Below are 24,249 nucleotides of genomic sequence, written 5' to 3'. Positions count from 1 at the left end.
AGTTATTAGTTGGCAGTTGGCAGTTGCCAGTATCAATAACTGTCATCATGCCCAATGCCCGATGCCCGATGTCCCATCCCCAATTCCCAATTCCCCATGCTCAATTCTCAATTACTAATTACCTAATTCCAATAATTTAGCCACGGCATTGACAACAATTTGAGCAGAACCGGCGAAAAAAGGTCGATCGATAGTTGCTAATGTATCGCTAGATTGGTGATAGTGGGGCGATCGCAAATTTGCAGTATCCGTCACCAACACAGCACCAATTCCTTTATACCAGAAAGGCGCGTGGTCGCTCCGCAAAACATCGGGAGTCAGCAACCCTTTCAAGGGAACCGGCAGCGCCACCACCGGCGGCAAATCGGCTTTTCCAGACTCCGCAAAACTTTTCAATAGCAGCGGATGTTCCGCATCCCCAATCACAGCGATAAACTCGCCTTTATCGGGAGATGTCACCCCCGATGCTTCTAGAAAAGGTTGCGCTGTCAATCCTTCGGGATATTGCTGGCATCCGGGCGTGTGGCAGGCATAACCTACCATATCTAGGACGATCGCACCCTGCAAATTTTTTAACCGCGCGTCGCTACCTGTAAATGCTAAACTGCCTAAAAGTCCGAGTTCTTCCCTGTCGAAAAAAGCTACTTGCAATGTCCGAGGTGTGGGGCGAGAACCCAGCAATCTTGCTACTTCTAAAACTACTGCAACTCCCGTCGCATTGTCGTCAGCGCCCGGGGAGTTTGGTACAGTATCGTAGTGTGCTGCCACTAAAATTGCACCCGCGTTTGAGTCAGTGCCTTTTCTCTCAGCGAAGACGTTGATTCCGCGATCGAACGGCTGCAAATCTGGGGAAAATCCTAATGTTTGCAGTTGTTTAGAAATGTAATCTCTCGTAAAAGAGCGATCTCGTTCTTCCTCGCGTTCTCCTGCTAAACTATCGACGTGTTTCCACAAACGAGACGGGTCAATTTGGGGCTGAAAAAAAGTATTTTTTTCAGCAGGAAGCGGTAAAGGAGACGGGTTTTGGGAAGTGTCGATATTGCGATCGAGCGAAACTGCCGGTACACTCGACAACCGCTGCCACGAGTCAGAACGCCAACCCACAGCCGCCACCGCAACCAGAATAAATAGCGCTATCCAAATCAATTGTTTCATCAGTAAGTATATTTGAGATGTTAGACAGGGCTTACGCACTCCTCGCTCTCATAAACTGGGTTTTTGAGCGGAAGCTATGGCTGCAACAAAGTGTTTTCATAAAACCCGGTTGATGCGTCCAGAACTGTATATATTTTAGATTTTAGATTGACACCCCAGTTAAAAATAAACCTGTTTCAAAAAATGAAACTCAAAACTCTTAAAATTAACTGCGCCAGAGGCAGTTTTGTATTTTTTCTGTAAAAAATTAGGTAAAAGCCTTGGGATGTTGCCGTCGAATTTGTCTTCCTTATTGGATCGTTCGACGGCGACATTCAAATCACTAATTTACCTTTAAAATTCACAAGCCAAAATTACTTTTTTTCCCACTCAATATCCTTATTTTCCAAAATCAACCCGCTGCTGCTGGGAAAAGCATAAGGAATAGTTTTTGCCGAAAATTCTACTATTTGAGTTGGTTGTTGAAACCACTCGGAATAACTGGGATTGAGTTGATCGTACAGTGCTTTTAAAGCTTGAATCTCTGCCTCTAGCTGCGCTGCTGCTTGATTGATTCTCCGAGCTTGTGCTTGCAAGCGTTTTTCCCCAGTTTGAACGTGATTTTCTACTTCTTGCCAGTGCTCTCCTGCCAGCAATTTTTTTAGTTCACCTTGCTTGTAATTGAGTAAAGTCTGTTTTTGTTGCAGTTGCTTTTCAATATTTTTAGTCTCTCGGTCAATTTCCTGGATTTGCTGCAACCACTGCTCCCCAAAAGCAGCAGTTTGCTGGTGGAACTCGGCAATGGCTTCAGGAGTATTATTTTTGGGAAAACTGACTGCCACTCGGCACTCTGAGCGCTGTACGGCAAGTTTTTCCCGCGACTCTTGCAGGGCGGTAACTTCTGCTTGCAGCGTGCGGACTTCTTTTTGGAGTTCTGGGATGGTCTGACTCATGGGTTCAATTAGTGGACCTTTGCATCGATTTTAAGCTAATTGTTTATTTTTATAACAAATCCCGATCGCCTCCTTGCGGGAATTATCTAATCTTAGCGCGCTTCCACCCATTGTCTAGGCAGAATGGCGGATAATTTGTGGCACAATGGCTGATGACACATTTTAAATTAAGATTAAAATTGTAATTAGTTATAAAGCTAAGTTATTAGCTTGGTAAAATTTAATTTACAAATCCACATAAATTAAGGTTGACTGGGTTTTCCTATGGCAGAGCCAATTCTGCTCAAATTTTCAACATCTAGGATTACCGTAAAAGAAGTTATTTAAAATTAGGAAAAAGAGCCAATGAAAATAATTTTGCAATTAATGTTGGGATATCTCGCGGTTGCTATTTTTGCTGCGGAATGTGGCATAAATCACAAAATATTACCGACAAGTCTAGGAGATGAACCTGGGACTCGCCCTGTAGAAGGGATTTTGGTTCGGTCTCAGAAACATAGCTATTTGCGATCGACAGCTCGCCCACTTACTTCTGCAAGAGCCCCATTATTTTTGGATAATTTATCCCAAATTGAGCCAGTAAAATTACCGAGTTACAATTATATAGAATCTCAGAAAACTCCTAAAAAAGAAGCTAGGATTAGATTAAAAACAATCCCTTATTACCTGGTTTTTCTTTGTTTAGTAATCTCATTATTAATCAGGTGTAAAACAGTAAATAGCTTATCCAAGACGATGAGGTTAATCAAGCCGAAGTCTGAAACAGAGAATGACAAGCTACCAAAAGGAGAAAAAGTGTTGTATCCAAAAAAAGAACAGGATATCTGGCATACTATTGCCCAAATGACCCAAGATTTGCAGCAAACTGCCGAATATGCCCTGGATATTTGCGAGGAAATGAACGTCTCGATAATTGCGACTACCCCCGGCGGTCATATCCTGTCGTTAAACCAAGCTACCTGTCAACTTTTGGGATACTCTAAAAAAGAGTTGTTAGGCAAACCAATAGCCGGACTTTTTAAGAAAAGTGAATCACCAGCCCCGGAGTTAGATTTAGGAAGTTTAACAGCCGAAGGTTCTGTCCACAACGTGGAAAAAGTCTACCTTTCTAAACAGAAAAAAAAAATAATTATACTGCTTTCTATTTCAATTATTCGCGACAGTCAAGGCAAGGTCAGCGGCAAGTTATACATAGCACAAGATATTACTGATAGCAAGCGGGCTGAAAGAAATTTGCGGCGCAGTGAAAAAAAGTTTCGCCAACTGATAGAAACTGTGAATGCTGTTGCATTTATCTATCACCGCAGACAGTTCCGCTATGTCAATGCTCAGACAGAAGCTCTGACAGGATATACTCGCGAAGAATTACTAGCATTGGATTTATACGACTTAATTCATCTAGATTTTATAGAAATAGTTAAAAAATGGGGTAAATCCAGCCATGCGCGCTCAACTGCAGGCTCTAAATATGAATTAGTAATAGTCACGAAAACTGGAGAAATGCGCTGGATTGAAGCAACTGTAGATATTATAAAATTTGAAAAAAAAGCCTCAATATTAATCACAGCATTTGACATCAGCGATCGCAAATTAGCAGAGTTAGAACTAGAAACATCTCTTTCGTTGCTTCAAGCAACCATTGAATCTACGGCTGACGGTATTCTGGCGGTTGACAGTGAAGGAAAAGTTGTTAGCTTTAACCGTAAATTTGCCGAAATGTGGCATTTGCCAGATTTGCTGGTGGATTCGAGAGATAATAACCAAATTTTGGGTTTTGAAATCAACCAGTTAAAATACCCGGAAATATTTCTCAACCGTGCTAAAGAATTGTCCGATCGCCCTGCAGCAGAAAGTTACGATCTCATCGAGTTGACAGATGGCAGAATCTTCGAGCGCTACTCGTTGCCCCAGCGCACGGGAGGCAAAATTACTGGTCGAGTATTCAGCTTTCGGGATGTAACGGAACGGGTGCAATCCGAAGAAAAACTCCGCAAAAGTGAAGAACGTTTTCACCTGCTGACGCGGGCGACAAATGACGCCGTATGGGATTTTGATTTGTTAAAAAATGAGTATTGGTTGAGCGCAGAATTTGAAAAAGTTTTTGGATACAAACTCAACGAAACTCAGACTATAGAGTTAGAATCATGGTGGCTAAATATTCATCCCGAAGAACGGGAAAGAGTGATGTTAAGCTTCAACCAAACAATGAACTCAGACGCTCAATGTTGGTCGGAAGAATACAGCTTTCACCGTGCAGATGGGGGATATGTTTTTGTGCTAGATCGCGGCTATATCATCCGCAATGAAAGTGGCCAAGCAGTCAGGGCGATCGGCACGATGATGGATATCACTCAGCGCAAGCAAGCTGAAGAAATTATTCGCTATCAAGCTGTTTATGACCAACTCACCGGTTTACCGAACCGGATACTTTTTAACGAGCGGCTGGTGGCGTCCTTAAAACAAGCTAAACAAACAAAAAAAATGCTTGCTGTGATGTTTTTAGACTTGGACAGGTTCAAAAAGATTAATGATACATTAGGTCACGCTGCGGGCGATCGCCTGTTAGAAGGTTTTGCCGGACGCATTAGTGACACTTTGCGATCGAGTGACACGGTTGCCCGCTGGGGAGGCGACGAATTTACCATACTGCTTCCCGACATCAATTGCTTAGAAGATGCAGTTAAAACAGCTCAAAGAATACTCAACAATTTAAAGCCAGCATTTAAACTAGAAGGACAACCGTTTCATGTCAGCAGCAGCATCGGCATTGCCCTTTATCCCGATGATGGTGAAGATGCCGAAACATTAGTCAAAAATGCCGATGCTGCCTTGTACTACGCTAAAGAAATGGGAAGAAATAACTATCAGTTATATACTTCAACACTTAATCCCCACGGCAGCCATTTACTAACTATAGAACACAGACTGCACGAAGCTTTAGAACAGGGAGAATTTGAGGTTTTTTACCAGCCCAAAGTCAACATCACTACTTGGCAAATTCAGGGCATGGAAGCTCTGCTACGCTGGCAACATCCACAATTAGGTTTAGTTACTCCCGCTACATTTATTCCGATCGCCGAAGAGAACGGACTCATTGTACCTATTGGGGAATGGGTGCTGCAAACAGCCTGCACTCAAAATAAAGCTTGGCAAGATGCTTTGCAGCCAGATTTGCGGGTAGCAGTCAACGTTTCGGCTCGGCAGTTCCAGCAATTTAATTTATTAGAAATGGTAGCGAAATGCTTGGAAAAAAGCGGTTTAGCACCCAAGTATTTAGAGTTAGAAATTACCGAGACTACAGCTATGCAAGATGTGGATTATACCACAAAAGTTCTCAGGGAGTTGCAGAATATGGGAGTGCAAATTGCGCTGGACGATTTCGGCACGGGTTATTGTTCTCTAAATTATCTCAAAAAGTTTCCCTTGAATATCCTAAAAATAGATAAATCCTTTGTCAGCGGATTGACTACTGATCCCTGCGAACGGGCGATCGCCAAGGCTGTAGCGACCCTGGGGCGAGATTTGAACTTGAGCGTGGTAGCCGAAGGAGTAGAAACTAAAGAGCAGTTGGAGTGTTTGCGCGAACTCCACTGTCAAGAAATTCAGGGCCACTATTTCAGCCCTGCCCTCTCGGCTGGTGAGGCTAGCAAACTTTTGGTAAATTCTCATTTGCGACAAGTGCAAATTGCTTAATTGGGTCGCGACTTACGACTGCGTGAGGTTGTAACGCTGCGTGCAAGTCCTGCGAACGTTACACGTAAAAAGTCGTGCGACCACCGCCGAAACCCGCATAGGTCCCGCCGCAACAGCCGTCGCACGAGCAGCCACTGTAGGAAAACTCGTTGCCGCACTCAAGACAGATCGCCGTCCAGTCGTGATGGTCTGGTGGCGAGGCCTTCTTGCGACAGTTATCGCAGCCGAAAACGGCTAGTTCGCTCACATCGAACGACCTGCGCTTCCGTTTCGTCTGCTTGATGGCATCGTGCATGAACTGGTTAAAACTTAAAATAGTGTGCAGAATAACGGACTTGTACCTAAAGACAGAGGAAAATATCGCTACCCCAACATAAAGGCTTTGTCTATGCAGCCAATTCGCACATTTAACGTTTCCCCGTCGCTACCGACAATTCTCGAACCCCTACGCAGGCTTGCCTACAACTTGCACTGGGACTGGAACGTCGATACCAAAGACCTCTTCCGCCGCCTCGATCGAGACCTGTGGGACTCCAGCAACCAAAACCCGGTGCTGATGCTCGGAACCATATCTCAAGAGCGGCTGCAAGAAATGGCAGAAGACGAAGGCTTCATTGCCCAAATGAACCGAGCAGCCCAGCAGTTAGACGATTATCTCAAAAATCGCGCCTGGTACCGCAAACAGCGCGGCACCGAGCAGCAGGAATGCTACGCTTACTTTTCGATGGAATTCGGCTTAGTTAAAGCCCTACCCATCTATTCAGGCGGTTTGGGCGTGCTCGCAGGCGACCACCTCAAATCAGCTAGTGATTTGGGCTTGCCCTTAGTCGGTGTCGGCCTACTCTACCAAGAAGGTTATTTTTCGCAGTATCTCAACGCCGACGGCTGGCAACAAGAACGCTATCCGCTCAACGATTTCTACAATATGCCGCTGCACCCAGAACGCAATCCCGACGGTTCGGAATTGCGGATTGAGGTAGACTATCCCGGCCGCAAGGTGTATGCCCGGATTTGGCGGGTACAAGTGGGAACGGTTCCTTTGTACCTAATGGATACAAATATTGAACCTAATAGTCGCTACGACCAAGATATTACCGACCAACTGTATGGCGGTGATAAAACTCTGCGGATGCACCAAGAAATCATGCTGGGCATCGGCGGCGTGAAAATGCTCAAGGCATTGGGGCTGACAGTTACGGCTTATCACATGAATGAAGGCCACGCGGCTTTCATGGCTTTGGAACGCATTCGGATGCTGATGGAGGAATATCACCTGAGTTTCGTGGAAGCGGAACAGGTGGTGGTTTCGAGCAGTATGTTTACGACTCACACGCCGGTACCTGCTGGATTTGACTTGTTCGAGCCGGATATGGTGATGCACTATCTGAGTCACTATCCCAAGATATTTGGCTTGTCGCAAGATGAGTTTTTGGGATTGGGCCGGGAGAATACTGGCGATTTGTCCGCACCTCTGAATATGGCAATTTTGGCTATTAAAATGTCGAGTTTTGTCAACGGGGTGGCGGCTTTGCACGGTGTGGTGTCGCGCCCGATGTTTCAGGGTTTGTGGCCGGGTTTGCCGCAGGAAGAAGTACCGATTACTTCGATTACCAACGGGGTTCACGCTCGCAGTTGTGTGGCGAAGTCTACTCAGGAGTTGTACGATCGATACCTTGGCCCGGACTGGGAAATGACCGGTAAGGACGATCGTCTCTGGGACAGGCTTTCGTCGATTCCTGATGAGGAACTATGGCGCAATCACGAACGCTGTCGATCGGAGTTGGTGGTGTTCGCGCGGGAGTGGCTGCAAAAGACTTTGCGCGAGCGCGGTGCGGCCCAAACGGAAATCGAACACGCGCGGGAAGCTCTCAATCCCAAGGTGCTGACGATCGGGTTTGCCCGCCGCTTTGCTACTTACAAGCGGGCGACGCTGTTTTTGCGCGATGTCGATCGAATCATGCGGATCATGCGGGATCAAAATCGCCCGGTGCAGTTTGTGATTGCTGGGAAGGCTCACCCGATGGATATTCCGGGTAAGGAATTGATTCGGGATATCGTTCACTTCATCCGCGAGCACGAGACGATGAGCTCGATGGTGTTTTTACCGAACTACGACATTAACGTTGCTCGGATGATGGTGTCTGGCTGCGATGTGTGGCTGAATACGCCACGCCGCCCGCGTGAGGCTTCGGGTACTTCCGGGATGAAAGCTTCGATGAATGGTTTGCCGAATCTGAGCATTCTTGACGGATGGTGGGATGAGGCTGATTATGTTCGTACCGGTTGGCCGATCGGACATGGGGAGTTTTACGAAGATACTAAGTATCAGGATGAGGTCGAGGCTAATGCTTTGTACGACTTAATGGAAAAAGAAGTTGTACCGCTGTTTTACAACCGGGATGCTGATGGCATTCCCCGCGGTTGGACGGAGAAAATGAAGGATTCTATTCGCTTGAATTGTCCTTTGTTCAATACTGCTCGGATGGTGAAAGATTACGCGCGACGGGCATATTTCCCGGTGAGCGATCGCTACCACACCATGACTTCGGATAATTGCGCTCCGGCCAAGGAGTTGTCTCACTGGAAGAAGCACGTTCTCGCGAAATGGCACGATATTAAGATTGAGGCTGTTGATATTTCGCAGGATAAAGAAGTTAAGGTCAATCAGTCGATATCTGTTAAATCTCGGATTAATCTGATGGGATTGACGCCTGCAGACGTACAAGTTGAACTTTATCAAGGCTCGGTTGATGCTAACGGCGATATCATTGGTGGCGTGCCGGTGGTGATGGAGTATTTGGGAGAAGATTCTCACAATGCTAGCCTTTATACGGCTGACATTACTTATACTTCTAGCGGTTTGCAAGGTTTGTCGTTGCGCGTTTTGCCGAAGCACAATAATCTCAGCAGTCCTTATGAAGCTGGTGTGATTCTCTGGGCACATTAAAGGAAGGAAGAAGGAAGAAGGAAGAGGGAAGAAGGAAGGCACGACACGGATTCGGACACGGATACACGGATGAATTTAACTGTGTTTCCCAATTCTCCCCCTCTCCCACTCTCCCACTCTCCCACTCTCCCACTCCCACTCTCCTTATCGAACTTGGGGAATGACTATGTAGCCGATTGTGCGATCGCCCAATACCAAATTCCGCTGGATTCCCAGTACCACCAGTGACCGCGTATATAAGCGTACAGCAAGGCATCTGGCTGTTCTTTTAAGCCTTTGATGGGGGCAACACTGGTGGGAATTTCGGGGATGTTTGAACCACCGATGAACGCTAATTCTTATGCAGGATGTTTGCGAAATTCAGACTTGGTTCGAGGATTGATCAATATCTACAATATACTGGCAGAACTTCATCAATTAGAGTTGACATTCTGCCAGTTTTCCTTTTTTATGGCGTTGCTGAAGACAGGTATAAATTCAAGATTTCGGAATTTTTATAAGCCCAGTCGGGTGAGTTTTGTAACATCAAGCGAAAAGTTGATTCATACCGTGACTCAGCAAAGCCCAGAATCTATATCCATCAATATGAAAGCCGCCAAACAAAAAAGTGGTGCCACAATAGCCAAACTTTTTCATACTACTATAGCAATCCTCGCATCATTTGTGAATTTCTTACTCCCTCCCCTTGATAAGGGGAGGGTTGGGGTGGGGTAAAAAGTTTACGACTCCTGCAAGGATTGCTATATTGCATAAAATTGAAGGAAGCCTGGAGATACCTCTAGTTTAAATTATTTACCTACACCCGCTGGCTGCTGACGGTTTCGCACTTCCAGAAAAATCAACAAAGCATTAACATCAGCCGGATTCACCCCGCCAATTCTCGCCGCTTGGCCAATCGTCAGCGGTTTCACCTTAGCCAACTTTTCCCGCGACTCTTTCGAGAGAGTTGTAATTGCCATGTAATCCAAATCCGCAGGCAATTGTCGGCGTTCATGTCTGACAATTTCATCAATTTGATTTTGCTGTTTTTGCAGATAGCCAGAATATTTAATGTCAATTTCCGCACCCTCTTTCTCAGCCAACTTCAGACTAGAATTGCCTAAATTGTAGCGTTCCAAATCCACATAATGAAAACCAGGACGACGCAACAAATCAGCAAGAGTAATTGAACCTTTAATCGCTTGTTGAGTGCCCGCAAAAATTGCCTTACCAACTTCCTCGTGCTCTTTCACCCGCGTCGAGTACAAGCGTTCCTTCTCTGCCACAATATTAGCTTTTTTCCGCTCAAATAACTCCCAGCGGCGATCGTCAATCAAACCAATTTCCCGTCCCAGCGGCGTCAAGCGTTGGTCAGCATTGTCCGATCGCAATAATAGCCGATATTCCGATCGCGAAGTCAACATCCGGTAAGGTTCCCGCAAATCCTTCGTACACAAATCATCTATCAGAGTCCCGAGATAACTTTGCTCGCGAGGAAACACAATCATCTCCTGATTTTTCGCAAACCTGGCCGCATTAATCCCCGCCACAATCCCCTGTGCAGCCGCCTCCTCATATCCAGTTGTACCGTTCACCTGACCCGCGCAAAACAGCCCTTCAATCTTCTTAGTCATCAGCGTGGGAAAGCACTGAGTTGCCGGCAAATAATCATACTCCACAGCATAAGCAGGGCGCATCATCTCGCACTTTTCCAAACCCGGAAGAGTCCGCAGCATTTGCAATTGCAAATTTTCCGGTAAACCAGTCGAAAAACCTTGGATATAAAGTTCAGGAATATCTCTACCTTCCGGTTCAATAAAAATCTGGTGACTTTCCTTATCCGCAAACCGCACAATCTTATCTTCAATACTCGGACAATAGCGCGGCCCCTTTGCATCAACCCAGCCGCCGTAGACTGGAGAAAGGTGCAAATTGTCTCTAATTAACTGATGAGTAGCTGGTGTAGTTCGAGTTAAATAACAAGGCATTTGTTCCCGTTCGATCCAAACTTCTGGATCGAAACTAAACCAGCGAACCTCTGCATCTCCCGGCTGCGGTTCCAGGTTGGTGTAATCGAGAGTACGTTTGTCAACTCTTGCCGGAGTTCCTGTTTTTAACCTTCCAGTTTCAAAGCCCAAACGATTGAGAGTTTCCGTCAAACCAACGGCGGCAAATTCTCCGGCACGTCCGGCGGGCATTGACTTGTTCCCTACCCAAATCGTGCCACCTAAAAAAGTGCCTGTGGTCAGAATTACTGCTTTGCATTCAAAAGCGACGCCGAAGTATGTTTCTACTCCGATTACTTCTTCGTTTTTGCCCAGAACTAAGTCTGTCACCATCGCTTCCCGGATGGTCAAATTCTCTTGGTTTTCAACAATATTATTCATTACAGCGGCGTATTCCCGCTTGTCAGTTTGTGCTCGCAGGGCCCACACTGCGGGGCCTCTGGAAGAGTTGAGGATGCGTTTTTGTAAGTAAGTGCGATCGGCCATTTTGCCAATTTCCCCGCCTAACGCATCAACTTCGTTAGTAAGTTGGGTTTTAGCCGGGCCACCGACAGCAGGATTGCAAGGTTGCCACGCAATTTTGTCGAGGTTGAGGGTGAGGAGAAGGGTGCGACAGCCGAGACGAGAAGTGGCGAGGGCGGCTTCGCAGCCGGAGTGTCCACCACCTACTACGATGATGTCGAAACTGTCTTGGAATTCTACTGGTGTTTGTGCGGTCATTCGATTTTAGATTTTAGATTTTAGATTTTAAATTGAAGAGGTGACTCTAAGGATTAATCTGGGGGCTTGTATCCTGGATGTTGGCCATCAATATAAGCGCCGGTGAGAGATGGGGTTTTAGTCTTGTCTTTATTCTAGTATAAGTTAAAAGCTAAAAAACACTTATAATGTAGCGTTTATGTCAAAAAGTTACCATAAGGCGAGATGACGATTTTATTTTACGTTGATGAGGGTGGCACTGGCTGGAAAGATATGGAGACAAATTTCTTTTTTTTAGCTAGTTTTGCTATCCATGTCCAGCACTGGTCACAAATGGATAGAAAATTTTCAGCACTTAAAAAGGAGCTATTTAGTGGGAAGGAACCTGAAGACTGGGAACTTAAGGGGCGGGATATTTGGCAAGGTGTGGGTTCATTTAAGAATTTTCCAAGGGAATTCCGTCTTCAAGCGTTCAAGAAAGTTTCAGAAACTATCAGTCAGTTACCTAGCCATATGTTCGCTGTTCAAGTCAACAAAAAAAGATTGCGCGAAACCAGCGAAGATATTAAAGATGAAACTGGTTTGTATCGCTTAACTTTCAATCAATTATTAGAGCAGCTAGATTCTTATCTAAAGCAATCTAGCGAAACTGGAATATTACTTATGGATTCGCGCTCAACTCAGCATACCAGTATTCAGGATGGGAGATTGATCAGAGTGTATCGAGATTGGAAGTCACAAAAAAAATATTCTAACTTTGTGGAACTACCTTTGTTTGGCTTCTCAGAATTTTACACTGGTTTGCCGCTAGCAGATTATGTGGTGTACTTGATAGATCGTTATTCAAAGGAAGCAGGGACAGCCAGTGGTCATACTGAATTGGAGGAAGCCTTCCATCTACTTGAGCCGAAAATGCAGTTGTTGAAAATTCCTATTCTCCAGCATAAAATCCCCTTTGAAGACCGCTAAAATGAAGGGTAAGTTTAAATGCGAATCCACGACTATAATAGTCGTGGATTTCGCCCTTATTGAGAGCTTAACCCTCTTTTAAGAGGGGCTTAAAATAACTCTCTACGCCTTGGCGGGGCGTTATTTTGGCAGTGATGGTATGATCATTAAAATCATGTTTCAGGTTGACAGGCGCACGGTATCTCAACCGTACCATACCTCCCCGTGCAGTTCGGGGCACCTTGTCTCTGACAGGCGCACGGTATCTCAACCGTACCATACCTCCCCGTGCAGTTCAGGGTACCTGTCATTTAATACCATTATATAGTATAGTAAAAGGTTTGGTCAAATATCGATCGCTCATAATTGGGGCATATTAATTGAGATTAAGATGATGCGATCGACAGCCAGCGACCAAAACAGCAAAATTACCACAACCTTGTTAGGGCCCGAAGGCACATTTGAATGTTTAGAACTTTCTGACCCAAGCGAGCCGCTGTGACGAGTATTCCTCCTCGAAATGCTGGGAACTGCACTCGACTTGAAAAATCTAAGATTGGATATTTTACCGATTAGCCAGACCGAAACTTATCTGACAATGCTGTAGATTTACCCAACAGCTTGCAGATTACCTACATCTTCTCTTCCTTCGCACCCTACCCTACGGGAACGGCTTCGCCGAACGCGCCTTCGCGGTTCAATCATTCTGTACAATTGCAGTTTTGCGCTATGTTAGACAAAAAAATCTCAACAAGCGTACACAAGTGAAATACTTCTTCTTATCCGACGGCTGGAAAGTTGGGCGCGTTTGGGGCGTGGGCGGCGAGTGGAGTCACGCCGCCTGGAGGCGGGCGCCGGACATCCAACAGCTCAACCTCTGTCTTTTTGATCGCAACGAAAAAATGTGGCTCTACCGCGTAGAAGACGCCGTACTCATGGTAGAAGTCCAACCAGCAGTCCGTCCCGATCCTGCCGATCCCGCCAAAAATATCGGCAACGTCACCCTCACCAGACTGATCGATGCCGAGCAAGTCCTCGAACGCCTCGGGACGATCGCCGCCCGCTGCGAAATGGGCAACCCGCAACTAATGTAATGCTCAACATATTGCAATCGGTTCTAACACTCGATACACTTCTTTAAATAACTTTCATTTTTATGCCTCCACCTTTGAAGGTAGATGGCAGTCGGCAAAAGGCAGAGTTTAAACCCTGCAGGTAACTGCTGGGGATTAAGAATCTGATTTTTCCGTAAAAATAGACATCATCACTTACACCTTGGAGAACCGCAGTCAATGGGACTACCCTGGTATCGCGTACACACAGTCGTCTTAAATGACCCAGGCCGATTGATTTCTGTACACTTAATGCACACTGCCCTCGTGGCAGGTTGGGCCGGCTCAATGGCCCTTTATGAACTAGCAGTTTTTGATCCCACAGACCCAGTTCTGAACCCAATGTGGCGTCAAGGGATGTTCGTGTTGCCCTTCATGACTCGCTTGGGAGTTACGGGTTCTTGGGGTGGTTGGAGCATCACTGGCGAAGGTAACGTCGATCCGGGCTTCTGGTCCTTTGAAGGCGTCGCCGTCGCTCACATCGTCCTTTCTGGCCTGCTGTTCTTAGCAGCAGTTTGGCACTGGGTATTTTGGGACTTAGAACTTTTCAGAGACCCTCGCACCGGTGAACCAGCCCTCGACTTGCCAAAAATGTTTGGCATTCACCTGTTCCTCTCCGGCTTGCTCTGCTTTGGCTTCGGCGCATTTCACCTTTCGGGACTTTTTGGCCCGGGAATGTGGGTTTCCGACCCCTACGGCCTGACCGGTCACGTCCAGCCAGTGGCACCTGCTTGGGGCCCTGAAGGCTTTGACCCGTATAATCCGGGTGGCATCGTGGCTCACCACATTGCAGCGGGCGTAGTCGGCGTAATTGCCGGTTTGTTCCACTTGACAGTGCGGCCGCCGGAACGTCTTTACAAAGCCCTGCGGATGGGAAATATCGAAACTGTACTTTCTAGCAGTATCGCTGCCGTTTTCTTCGCAGCCTTTGTGGTTGCGGGTACGATGTGGTACGGTTCTGCTGCTACTCCGATCGAACTTTTTGGCCCGACTCGCTATCAGTGGGACAGCGGCTATTTCCAACAAGAAATCGATCGCAGAGCTCAAGCTAGCTTGGCCGGTGGTCAAGGCTTCCAAGAAGCTTACGAACAAATTCCTGAAAAATTGGCTTTCTACGACTACGTGGGCAACTCTCCTGCTAAAGGCGGTTTGTTCCGGGCCGGCGCGATGGTCAATGGCGACGGTATTGCGAAAAGCTGGCTGGGCCATCCAGTATTTACTGACAGCGAAGGTCGGGTATTGTCGGTTCGCCGCCTCCCCAACTTCTTTGAAACTTTCCCAGTAATTTTGACGGACAAAGATGGGGTCGTTCGCGCTGACATCCCCTTCCGCCGTGCTGAATCAAAATACAGCTTTGAACAAAGCGGAGTTACCGTCAGCTTCTACGGCGGCGAACTTAACGGTCAAACCTTTAATAATCCTCTAGATGTTAAGAAGTTTGCTCGCGCTGCTCAAAAGGGTGAAGTATTTGAGTTCGATCGCGAAACCTTGAACTCTGACGGGGTGTTCCGCACTTCGACTCGCGGTTGGTTCACTTTCGGACACGTTTGCTTTGCTTTGCTGTTCTTCTTCGGCCATATCTGGCACGGTTCTCGGACTATTTTCCGCGACGTGTTTGCTGGAGTTGAGGCTGACTTGGAAGAACAAGTCGAGTGGGGCCTGTTCCAAAAACTGGGCGACGTGACCACCAGAAGAGAAGAACCTCTCTAAATTTTGCCAGCCTCTGGCTAGCCGGGAAACATCCCCGGTGTAAAAAAACCCGGTTTCTTGAAGAAACCGGGTTTTTTTAGTTAATAATAAAACCAACAATTAAGATAAGATAATACGGCAAGGGAAGATAGGGAAAATTTAACATGGAAAGCGTTGCTTACATTTTGATTCTGGCTTTAGCCATAGGCGTACTATTTTTTGCGATCGCCTTTCGGGAACCTCCCCGGATTGGCAAATAATTAGCTATACGCCTCCAGCAAGTCCAAAATATCTTGAACCGGACTGCGGTTAGCCCGCATCATAGTGATCTAATTTGGTGCGGGACTATTTCACCGCTGTGTGCTAAGTGATTTTTTCTAGTCCAGCCATTCATCAGACCCCAGGCGGTTAGATGAATGGCAATTTGCTGGCCATGCCTTTTAAAATCAGCAATCATGCGCTGTTCCTCCTGCCAACACACAAATAGTCGCGTTTTAGAATCGCGTTCAGCCGAATCAGGTCAAAGCATCCGTCGGCGGCGTGAGTGTTTGAACTGCCAGCACCGCTTCACAACTTACGAACGCATAGAATTTGTGCCGATTACGGTGATCAAGCGGGACGGCAAGCGCGAATCTTTTGACAGGTCAAAATTAGTTAGGGGATTGGTTCGGGCCTGCGAAAAAACCGGTTTGTCTTCGGGGCATCTCGAAACTCTGGCAGAAGAAATTGAGGCCCAACTCCAAGGTCGATCGCTCCGAGAAATCGCCAGTTCAGAAATAGGGGAACTGGTGCTGTTGCACCTGCGGCCGCTCAGCGAAGTCGCTTATGTCCGTTTTGCCTCCGTATATCGTCAATTTCGAGGCATCCGAGATTTTGTAGATACCCTAAATCACCTTCAGAATCCCCTCAACGAAGCTGAAGATACAGAAACGGAGACAAATTTTGACGCAGATTTGCCGGATTCCGAAGCAGTCGATCGAGAAAGCCCAGCATCCTGCGCTACTCCCAGCTAAGCTCGCTTAAATTAATTTATCGATATATTCTGGGAGATTGAAAACCGTGTCGCGAGGAAGGCCGGGAGAAATAGCGACTCAAGGGACTCTCATTCGATCGAGTGTTCTTTTTTCTCAGTAAGAGTCCTGGGTGTGATATGATCGTCATCGGTCTAAAATAGAGTATAACTAGACAACGTAAAAACTTAACTGGATTAGTTGAGTGCGTAGTCACACCTAACGGTGTTGCAGTTTAGGAAAGCTCGCATTTGAACAAAACCTAACTAAAGATCGGTGACTAATTAAATACGGTAGGGCATACCGAAATTTACGCTTCTGGAGAAACCGACCTCTACTTAGACTGGAGTAATCCTGTCGCCAGCAAGTCGGCTCGTTGAATGAAGAATCTCAGTTTATTTATACCTGAGAGTGTCAAAATAGTCTACTTGACTCGGAATGTTAAGATGCAACGTTTTAACACAGAGTATGGAGTAACAGTAATGGCAAGCGCTGGTGTGCAGTTGCACCCGGCAAAAGTTAGCGAAAACTGACTTTAGTAAAAGATTTTGAAAAAAGTTAATCACTTTTTCACCAAAATCTCTAATATCTGCCGGCACAAACGAAAAACATGAAGGAGAGAAATCCTAGGAAACTATTCGCATGGTCAATCTCAAAACCACAGTCAAAGACATCGGCTTTACTCACGAAGATTTTGCAGCCCTACTTGATAAATATGACTATCACTTTAGCCCGGGCGATGTAGTAGCGGGTACAGTTTTTAGTATAGAACCCAGGGGCGCTCTGATTGATATCGGTGCTAAAACAGCAGCGTACATTCCCATTCAGGAAATGTCCATCAATCGAGTGGAAAGCCCTGAAGAGGTATTGCAATCGAACGAAACCAGAGAATTTTTCATTCTAACCGATGAAAATGAAGACGGACAATTAACCCTGTCCATCCGGCGCATCGAGTATATGCGGGCGTGGGAAAGAGTGCGACAACTGCAAGCAGAAGATGCCACAGTACGATCGCAAGTATTTGCCACCAACCGCGGCGGCGCACTCGTGAGAATAGAAGGCTTGCGAGGCTTTATTCCCGGTTCTCACATCAGTACCCGCAAACCGAAGGAAGAATTAGTCGCCGAAGAATTACCATTAAAATTCTTAGAGGTAGACGAAGACCGCAACCGCCTAGTGTTGAGTCATCGTCGCGCCTTAGTTGAGCGCAAGATGAACCGCCTCGAAGTCGGGGAAGTCGTCATCGGTACAGTACGCGGTATCAAGCCTTACGGTGCCTTTATCGACATCGGCGGCGTCAGCGGCTTGCTGCACATCTCGGAAATTTCACACGATCACATCGATACGCCTCATAGCGTCTTCAATGTCAACGACGAAGTGAAAGTGATGATCATTGACTTGGATGCCGAGAGGGGCCGGATTTCTCTCTCCACCAAGCAGTTGGAACCGGAACCGGGCGCGATGGTCAAAAATCGCGAATTGGTATACGAAAAAGCTGAGGAAATGGCAGCTAAGTTCCGCGAGAAAATGCTGGCTCAAAAGCAAGCTAAAGCAGGCATAGACATTCCTGTAGACTCGATCGATGCTGATGATGACCTCTCCGACGAACTCGAAGATGTGCCCTCAGCAATGGAAGAGGATCTGCCAGAAGATGTAGCACCGGAAGCAGCGGCACCGGAAGCAGCACCGGAAGCAGCACCGGAAGCAGTATTAGATGTAGAGGAAGAAATCCCTCCTGCGACGGAAGAATAACATCACAGTTAGTGTGATTAAAAGAGGGAATTTTCCCTCTTTTTTTTTAGTTAGTCATTAGTCATTAGTCATTAGTCATTAGTCATTAGTCGCTGCTGGATGGTTGACAATTCCCAATTCCCAATTCCCACTTCCCCATTCTTAATTACGTAGATTTAAGATATTTCTGTAGACCGATGCACCGATCGCACTTTGAATCAAAAAAAGTGGCAGCGCGATCAATCTGCCTAAATAAACCTAGCCTTTACGCTGCTAATTTGTTAAGATTTACAAACATCAGGGACATCCGCACAAGTGCAAACTCATCAGCATTGTCAGGCAAAAAGAAATTAGACAAGCAAATTACACAAAATAATACTTAGAAATTTCTTGCCCTAACGCTCAAAGGCAAGTGGATCATGAACATCGAACTATTAAAAGAAAAATTAGAACAGCTAAAAAAACGTCCCAATTCGAGCAAAGGAACGATCGACCAAATCGAAAACTGGTTAACCGGTTCCCACATTTTGCAAAGATTGAGAATTAATCCTTACTACGTAGCAGGCGATACAGTCAAGAATGTTAAAAAAATTACTTCCGAATTTCTGCACGGAGTGAAAGCCGGCGTCTTCGACTTGCACTGGGATATTCACTGCCCCCACTGCAACATGATTACAGAAGAATTTAAAGATTTGGCAGACACATCAGAAATATCTTTTTGCCCGATGTGCGAGCGCGAGTTTAAAATAGATTTGCTCGATCGCGTCGAAGTTACTTTTTCCCTGAACAAAGAAATCGAAGACCCGCAACTGCGGCCCGTCTGCGCTCCCCCTCCCGTACTCCAGAGCAAACTGCAACTGGTAACGCCTTTATACTGCACCGAATCGGAGATTGTCACCTTAGAAGAAGGTAGATACCGCTACTGCTGTCCCCTAACTTTAGCTAAAGGGATTTTAAAGGTTGAAGGCGAAGAAACAGAAGCCATACAAGAAATTAAACTCCAGCAGTTAGCCGGCCCAGATTTTGACAAAAAAGAGCTCGCCGTGCGTCCGGGAAAAGTTAAGCTTGAATTAACTAATACCGAACACAATTTGTCCGGGCTGATTTTGCATTCAGATCAATTGCCCGATGAACTGACATTAGAACAACTGCCCCTGCAGCTGTCAGGAATGCAACTGCTTCATCACCCGGATTATAAGCGTTTGTTTGGCGATCAAGTAATATCGGAAAGAGAGCGAGTCAAGATTCGGGCGATTACTATTATGTTTACCGATATTACCGGTTCTACCAGAATGTACGAAACGCTGGGAGATACCAAAGCTTACAATATTGTCCGCGATCATTTTGAAATTTTCTTTGAGTCGATCGAGAAATTTGGCGGAAAAGTAATTAAAACCATCGGCGATGCCGTCATGGCTTCTTTTATCAGCAACGAACAAGCAATTATGACAGCCACCGATGCTGTGGCTAGTTTCAGGAAATACAATTCAACTCGCCAACAAGCAGAGTGGATTCAAGTCAGAATTGGTATTCACCGAGGTACGGCTTTGCTCGTAAATCTCAATAATTCGATCGACTATTTTGGCTCCATAGTCAACAAAGCTGCCAGGATTCAAAATCTTTCTAAAAGTGACGAAGTTTCGTTTTCCGAAGATGTTTACAGCGACCAAGCATTTTTGACAGCATTAAAAGCTGCTGGAGTGTCCGAAATTCACAAACGAGTTGAGGATTTAAAGGGCATACAAGGCGCACAAGTCACTTATACTGCTAGAATTAATACGGAATCAGTAATCGCACTTTCTGCTACACAGGTCGCTGAAAAAAGCTAAGTAGGTAAGCAGATATACTACTTAGTTATTGCCAGCCTCTCGTTGCGATCGTCCCGACAGCAGATAGAGTTCTTTGATCGCCCTCAGATAATAGCTCCAACAGTTTAGCTAATCCTGAAGCGACTGTCGTTATGATGGCAACCTCAGCTCTGATAAAAATAGTCTGAATTAATCAGCCGCACGCTTACCAGATATGTTTGTGGCTCAATAACTGAAGTCGAGGACTTCATATCATGACTTCTCATCAATTATCTCAAGAAAATACACCCGAAGAATCGATCGCACCAGCCGCAGTCGATACCGAACAATTAACCGAAACCGATGCCCCGTTTCCCATTGTTGGGATTGCTGCCTCAGCAGGAGGTTTGGCAGCATTCACGGGGTTACTGAGCCATTTACCGAGCGATACGGGTATGGCGTTTGTGCTGATTCAGCATTTAGATCCCAATCACAAAAGTCTGCTTAGCGAGATTCTCGCGAGAACGACGCAAATGCCTGTTAATGAGGTAAAAGACGGCGTAGCTGTAGAGCCCAATCAAGTCTACGTTATTCCGCCCAACACCAAGATGGTGGTATATAAAGGCGTGCTGCAACTATCACCGCGCGAGAAGATTTATGGCAAATATATGCCGGGAGATGCGTTTTTTACCTCATTGGCGATCGATCGCGGGCACAAAGCAATCGCCGTAGTTTTATCCGGGGGAGACGGAGACGGTTCACTCGGGCTCAAGGCAATCAAAGCAGCCGGAGGCATGACTTTTGCTCAATGTCAAGGCACAGCAAAAGTCGATAGTATGCCGAATACCGCTGTTGCCACAGGCAATGTCGATTTCGTTCTGCCACCGGAAAAAATTGCCGAGGAACTGGCAAACTATAGTCACAATACCCTTCTGACTGGCCCGCTTCCCATGACAAAAGTTGAGGAATCGCCCGAACAGCGAGATGCCCTGGCAACTATTTTTGCGCTGCTGAAATCGAGCACAGGGGTTGATTTTAGCCACTACAAACCCACCACGATCGCTCGACGCATCCAGCGACGGATGGTGTTGTACAAGCTGGAAAGCTTGAATGATTACGCCCAACATCTTCGACACAATTCGGCTGAAGTCACAGCGCTGTATGAAGAAATCCTGATCCACGTTACCAGTTTCTTCCGTGACCCCGAAGCCTTTGAAAAGTTAAAAGAGCTGGTTTTCCCCACGATTACCCAAAATAAATCGGCCGAAACTCCGATTCGGATCTGGGTTGCAGGATGTTCGACAGGTGAAGAAGTTTATTCGATCGCGATTTGCTTGTTAGAGTTTTTGGGCGATCGAGCCATCCAGCCACCGATCCAGATTTTTGCCACGGACATTGGCGAACACGCTATCAACAAAGCGAGGTCTGGCGTCTACTCAGAAAACCAGATGGTAGATGTTTCAGCAGAACGACGTACTCGCTTCTTTATTGCCGAAGCAAGAGGTAGCTATAGAATCAGCAAGGCCGTCCGCGAACTTTGTGTATTTGCCCGACAAGACTTAGGCAGCGACCCGCCTTTTTCCAATATCGATTTAGTTAGCTGTCGCAATGTGCTGATCTACTTGGGAGAGTCATTGCAAAAAAAAGTGATGCCGATTTTCCATTACAGTCTTAAGCCAACGGGCTTTCTCCTGTTAGGCACTTCTGAGAGTACCGGAGAATTTTCCTACTTGTTTACTTCAGTGGATAAAAAGTCTAAAATTTATGCCAAAAAGTTGACTGCAACTCGTCCCAATTTTTCGTTTACGCCGAGTTCCTATCCCGTAGCTAAACCACGTGAACCGCAGGAAGTAAAGGACAATTTTACGAATAGCTTTGATTTACAACAAGAAACTGACCAACTGATTTTAAATCGATATGCCCCAGCCAGTGTGGTTGTCAACGAGCAGATGAAAATCTTGCAAGTGCGGGGAGACATCGATCCTTACTTGAGAGTGGTAGCCGGAACGCCCGACTTAAACTTGCTGGCAATGGCAAGGGCAGGCTTGCTGGTTGAGCTTCGCACCGCGATTTATCAGGCACAAACGCAGAACGTAACCATTAGGAAAGAAAGGGTATTGCTTGAATCGGGCGGACGATCGAGTATCGTAAATTTTGAGGTGATTCCCTTCCAGCCACAGGCCGTCGAAGGACGCTACTTTTTGGTGCTATTTGAAGAGGTTTCACCCACGGTGCTTAACCTCAGCATCCTCACTTCTGAAAGCTTAGATCAAGCGGATCTATATCCTGAAATTGAGCTGCTGAGGCAGCAACTTGCAGCCGCTAACCAAGAAAAAACTGCTGCTCAAGCCCAACTGCAAGCGGTGATCCAGGATCAGGAAAGTCTCAACCAAGACCTCAAAGTTGCGAACGAAGAAATCCTATCGAGCAACGAGGAGTTGCAAAGCACCAATGAGGAGTTAGAAACTGCCAAAGAAGAGATTCAAGCCACTAACGAGGAACTCACTACCACTAATGATGAACTTCGCAGCCGAAATATTGAACAAAGCTTGGTCAATAACGATCTGATAAATTTGCTTTCCAGTATCAATATCCCTATCTTAATGCTGACAAACGATTTACAGATTCGACGCTTTACGCCAACGGCCCAGCAAATTTTTAGTGTGATTCCCACAGATGTTGGACGACCTTTTAGCGACATCCGCTCAACTCTGAACGTTCCTGACTTGGAACAGATGATTTTGGAGGTGATTGATACTCTCCAGACGAAAGAACAAGAAGTTCAAACTTTATCGGGATATTGGTACAACCTCCGCATTCGTCCTTACCGGACAACGGAAAACCAGATTGACGGTGTGGTAATGGTTTTGCTCGATATTGATGCTCTTAAACGCAGTGCCAGAACCTTGGAGGAGGCCCGAAATTATGCTGAAACCATTGTGGAAACTGTGCAAACGCCTTTAGTCGTCCTAGATGCTGATTTCCGAGTGAATAAAGCAAATCGCTCGTTCTATGAAATGTTTCAGGTTTCACCGTCAGAAACTGCAAAATCTTCGCTGCTTGAGCTAGGGAACGGGCAGTGGAATATCCCCCAAGTGCGATGGATTCTGGAAGATATTCTGGTTAGTGATGTTCAGCTTGAAAACTTTGAGTTGGATCACCTGTTTGATAATATCGGGCCCAAAACCATGCTGCTGAATGCTTGTAAACTTCAAAGAGAAGGTCAAGCTTTAATGATTCTGTTGTCGATCGAGGATATCACGGAGCGCAAGCAGTTGGAGACAGTACGATCGCAGTTATTACTGCAGGAACAGTTTGCCCGCCACCAGGCAGAAACAGCCAACCGTAGTAAAGATGAATTTCTGGCGAATCTCTCCCACGAATTACGCAATCCTTTGACTCCGATCCTGGGCTGGGCACAAATTCTGCGTTCCGGGAAACTGAAGGAAGCAGCCGTTAATAAGGCTCTAGAGGTGATCGAGCGCAGCGCGAGGGCGCAATCTCAGTTAATCGAAGATATCCTGGATATTTCCCGGATTACGAGTGGCAAGCTTCAACTGTGCATTTGTCCGATCGATCTGCGGTTAGTGGTGCAAGCGGCGCTGGAGGGCGTTCAATTATCAGCCGAAGCAAAAAACATTCAAATTGTTTCGCAGTTGATTTCTACGACTGTTTTAGGGGATATCAATCGCTTGCAGCAAGTTGTGTGGAATCTTCTGTCTAATTCGATTAAGTTTACTCCGGCGGGGGGACGAGTAGAAATCCTGCTATCGACGATCGAGAATCATGCTCAACTTCGAGTCAGCGATACGGGAAAAGGCATTGAGGCAGAATTTTTGCCGTATATTTTCGATCGTTTCCATCAAGGCGATTCCAGCAGCGTTAAGGCAAATCAAGGGCTGGGATTGGGTTTATCTATCGTGCGTCACCTGGTTGAATTGCACGGGGGAACTGTGCAAGCCGAAAGCCCGGGTGAGGAACAAGGAACTACAATGACTGTGAGATTGCCGTTGCGATCCCTACCGCCAGAGTTGACATCGGCGATCAATTTAAAGTCAACTGCTTTGGTAGGGTCTTTAAACGCCTCTAGCGATCGCGTCCCCTCTCTAGAAGGCTTGCACATCTTAGCCGTAGACGATCAGATCGATACGCGCGACTTCTTACAATTTGTGCTTGAAGGCTACGGGGCGGAGGTTTTGGCAGTTGGATCTGCCAGAAGTGCGATCGCTGCTTTGACTGAAAATCCGGGCAGATATGATTTGCTAATCTCCGATATCGGAATGCCAGAGGAAGATGGGTATTTCTTAATTCGAGAAGTGCGAGCTCTTGCTGCGGAAGCCGGAGGAGAAATCCCCGCCGCGGCGCTGACTGCCTATGCGGGCGATAAAGAACGCGAAAGGGCGATCGAAGCTGGTTTTCAAAGGCATATGGTTAAGCCAATCCAGCCGGTTGTACTAGGATTAATGGTGGCTAATTTAGTAGGACGATTTTAATTTATTGATTGTATGGACACAACAATGTTGTGTCCTAGTTTTGTAGGAATACAACAAGAGTTAGCTCC

14 protein-coding genes are annotated in these 24,249 nt (G+C 46.3%); 11 read left to right on the top strand and 3 right to left on the bottom strand.

Annotated features, from left to right (window positions below):
* Positions 1 to 114: 114 nt before the first annotated feature.
* Positions 115 to 1,155, bottom strand: coding sequence for a M28 family peptidase (locus tag QUA24_RS01575; RefSeq protein WP_333226666.1), 1,041 nt, complete (start codon positions 1,153 to 1,155; stop codon positions 115 to 117).
* A 353-nt stretch (positions 1,156 to 1,508) separates the two neighbouring features.
* Positions 1,509 to 2,087 carry a hypothetical protein gene (locus QUA24_RS01570; RefSeq protein WP_333226665.1) on the bottom strand — a complete coding sequence of 193 codons (579 nt, stop codon included), beginning with the start codon at positions 2,085 to 2,087 and terminating at the stop codon, positions 1,509 to 1,511.
* 795 nt (positions 2,088 to 2,882) lie between these two features.
* Between QUA24_RS01570 and QUA24_RS01565 the strand changes: the two genes are divergently transcribed.
* The 3 genes from QUA24_RS01565 (at position 2,883) to QUA24_RS01555 (ending at position 9,441) form a co-directional block, all read left to right on the top strand.
* On the top strand, positions 2,883 to 5,780 hold the full coding sequence (locus QUA24_RS01565) for an EAL domain-containing protein (protein WP_333226662.1): 2,898 nt from the start codon (positions 2,883 to 2,885) through the stop codon (positions 5,778 to 5,780).
* Positions 5,781 to 6,168: 388 nt separating this feature from the next.
* Positions 6,169 to 8,727: an alpha-glucan family phosphorylase gene (gene glgP / locus QUA24_RS01560; protein WP_333226892.1), complete on the top strand. Its 2,559-nt coding sequence runs from the start codon at positions 6,169 to 6,171 to the stop codon at positions 8,725 to 8,727.
* 309 nt (positions 8,728 to 9,036) lie between these two features.
* Positions 9,037 to 9,441 (top strand): hypothetical protein, encoded by a 405-nt coding sequence (locus tag QUA24_RS01555; RefSeq protein ID WP_333226660.1) that lies wholly within the window; start codon positions 9,037 to 9,039, stop codon positions 9,439 to 9,441.
* Between the two features lie 74 nt (positions 9,442 to 9,515).
* Here the strand turns inward: QUA24_RS01555 and mnmG are convergent, their stop codons facing one another.
* A complete protein-coding gene (mnmG, locus tag QUA24_RS01550) occupies positions 9,516 to 11,432 on the bottom strand; it encodes a tRNA uridine-5-carboxymethylaminomethyl(34) synthesis enzyme MnmG (RefSeq protein WP_333226658.1) in 1,917 nt (638 codons plus the stop codon).
* A 204-nt stretch (positions 11,433 to 11,636) separates the two neighbouring features.
* On the opposite strand from mnmG, the gene QUA24_RS01545 reads away from it, so the two are divergent.
* From QUA24_RS01545 to QUA24_RS01510, 8 genes are all read left to right on the top strand, one after another.
* The gene (locus tag QUA24_RS01545) at positions 11,637 to 12,380 is read left to right on the top strand and encodes a DUF3800 domain-containing protein (RefSeq protein ID WP_333226656.1); all 744 of its coding nucleotides are present in this window, start codon (positions 11,637 to 11,639) and stop codon (positions 12,378 to 12,380) included.
* A 743-nt stretch (positions 12,381 to 13,123) separates the two neighbouring features.
* Positions 13,124 to 13,453 carry a hypothetical protein gene (locus QUA24_RS01540; RefSeq protein ID WP_333135220.1) on the top strand — a complete coding sequence of 110 codons (330 nt, stop codon included), beginning with the start codon at positions 13,124 to 13,126 and terminating at the stop codon, positions 13,451 to 13,453.
* A 198-nt stretch (positions 13,454 to 13,651) separates the two neighbouring features.
* Positions 13,652 to 15,181 (top strand): photosystem II chlorophyll-binding protein CP47, encoded by a 1,530-nt coding sequence (gene psbB, locus QUA24_RS01535; RefSeq protein ID WP_333080405.1) that lies wholly within the window; start codon positions 13,652 to 13,654, stop codon positions 15,179 to 15,181.
* Between the two features lie 143 nt (positions 15,182 to 15,324).
* The gene (locus QUA24_RS01530) at positions 15,325 to 15,420 is read left to right on the top strand and encodes a photosystem II reaction center protein T (protein WP_006635641.1); all 96 of its coding nucleotides are present in this window, start codon (positions 15,325 to 15,327) and stop codon (positions 15,418 to 15,420) included.
* 195 nt (positions 15,421 to 15,615) lie between these two features.
* Positions 15,616 to 16,173: a transcriptional regulator NrdR gene (gene nrdR, locus QUA24_RS01525; RefSeq protein ID WP_333226654.1), complete on the top strand. Its 558-nt coding sequence runs from the start codon at positions 15,616 to 15,618 to the stop codon at positions 16,171 to 16,173.
* A gap of 639 nt (positions 16,174 to 16,812) precedes the next feature.
* Positions 16,813 to 17,922, top strand: a complete 1,110-nt coding sequence (locus QUA24_RS01520; RefSeq protein WP_333226652.1) for a 30S ribosomal protein S1 — start codon at positions 16,813 to 16,815, stop codon at positions 17,920 to 17,922.
* 398 nt (positions 17,923 to 18,320) lie between these two features.
* On the top strand, positions 18,321 to 19,730 hold the full coding sequence (locus tag QUA24_RS01515) for an adenylate/guanylate cyclase domain-containing protein (protein WP_333226650.1): 1,410 nt from the start codon (positions 18,321 to 18,323) through the stop codon (positions 19,728 to 19,730).
* Between the two features lie 233 nt (positions 19,731 to 19,963).
* A complete protein-coding gene (locus QUA24_RS01510; protein WP_333226648.1) occupies positions 19,964 to 24,181 on the top strand; it encodes a chemotaxis protein CheB in 4,218 nt (1,405 codons plus the stop codon).
* The last annotated feature ends 68 nt before the right edge of the window (positions 24,182 to 24,249 follow it).

This window comes from Microcoleus sp. Pol12B5 (assembly GCF_036701335.1).
In the GTDB taxonomy this organism is placed as follows: domain Bacteria; phylum Cyanobacteriota; class Cyanobacteriia; order Cyanobacteriales; family Microcoleaceae; genus Microcoleus.
Note: the sequence above shows the minus strand (reverse complement) of the source record. Positions and strands in the feature narration are given on the sequence as shown.

Excerpts from the sequence above, each read along its gene's own strand:
- QUA24_RS01575 (WP_333226666.1), bottom strand. The coding sequence starts at position 1,155 with ATGAAACAATTGATTTGGATAGCGCTATTTATTCTGGTTGCGGTGGCG.
- QUA24_RS01570 (WP_333226665.1), bottom strand. The coding sequence starts at position 2,087 with ATGAGTCAGACCATCCCAGAACTCCAAAAAGAAGTCCGCACGCTGCAA.
- glgP (WP_333226892.1), top strand. The coding sequence starts at position 6,169 with ATGCAGCCAATTCGCACATTTAACGTTTCCCCGTCGCTACCGACAATT.
- QUA24_RS01555 (WP_333226660.1), top strand. The coding sequence starts at position 9,037 with ATGTTTGAACCACCGATGAACGCTAATTCTTATGCAGGATGTTTGCGA.
- mnmG (WP_333226658.1), bottom strand. The coding sequence starts at position 11,432 with ATGACCGCACAAACACCAGTAGAATTCCAAGACAGTTTCGACATCATC.
- QUA24_RS01545 (WP_333226656.1), top strand. The coding sequence starts at position 11,637 with ATGACGATTTTATTTTACGTTGATGAGGGTGGCACTGGCTGGAAAGAT.
- psbB (WP_333080405.1), top strand. The coding sequence starts at position 13,652 with ATGGGACTACCCTGGTATCGCGTACACACAGTCGTCTTAAATGACCCA.
- QUA24_RS01530 (WP_006635641.1), top strand. The coding sequence starts at position 15,325 with ATGGAAAGCGTTGCTTACATTTTGATTCTGGCTTTAGCCATAGGCGTA.
- nrdR (WP_333226654.1), top strand. The coding sequence starts at position 15,616 with ATGCGCTGTTCCTCCTGCCAACACACAAATAGTCGCGTTTTAGAATCG.
- QUA24_RS01520 (WP_333226652.1), top strand. The coding sequence starts at position 16,813 with ATGGTCAATCTCAAAACCACAGTCAAAGACATCGGCTTTACTCACGAA.
- QUA24_RS01515 (WP_333226650.1), top strand. The coding sequence starts at position 18,321 with ATGAACATCGAACTATTAAAAGAAAAATTAGAACAGCTAAAAAAACGT.
- QUA24_RS01510 (WP_333226648.1), top strand. The coding sequence starts at position 19,964 with ATGACTTCTCATCAATTATCTCAAGAAAATACACCCGAAGAATCGATC.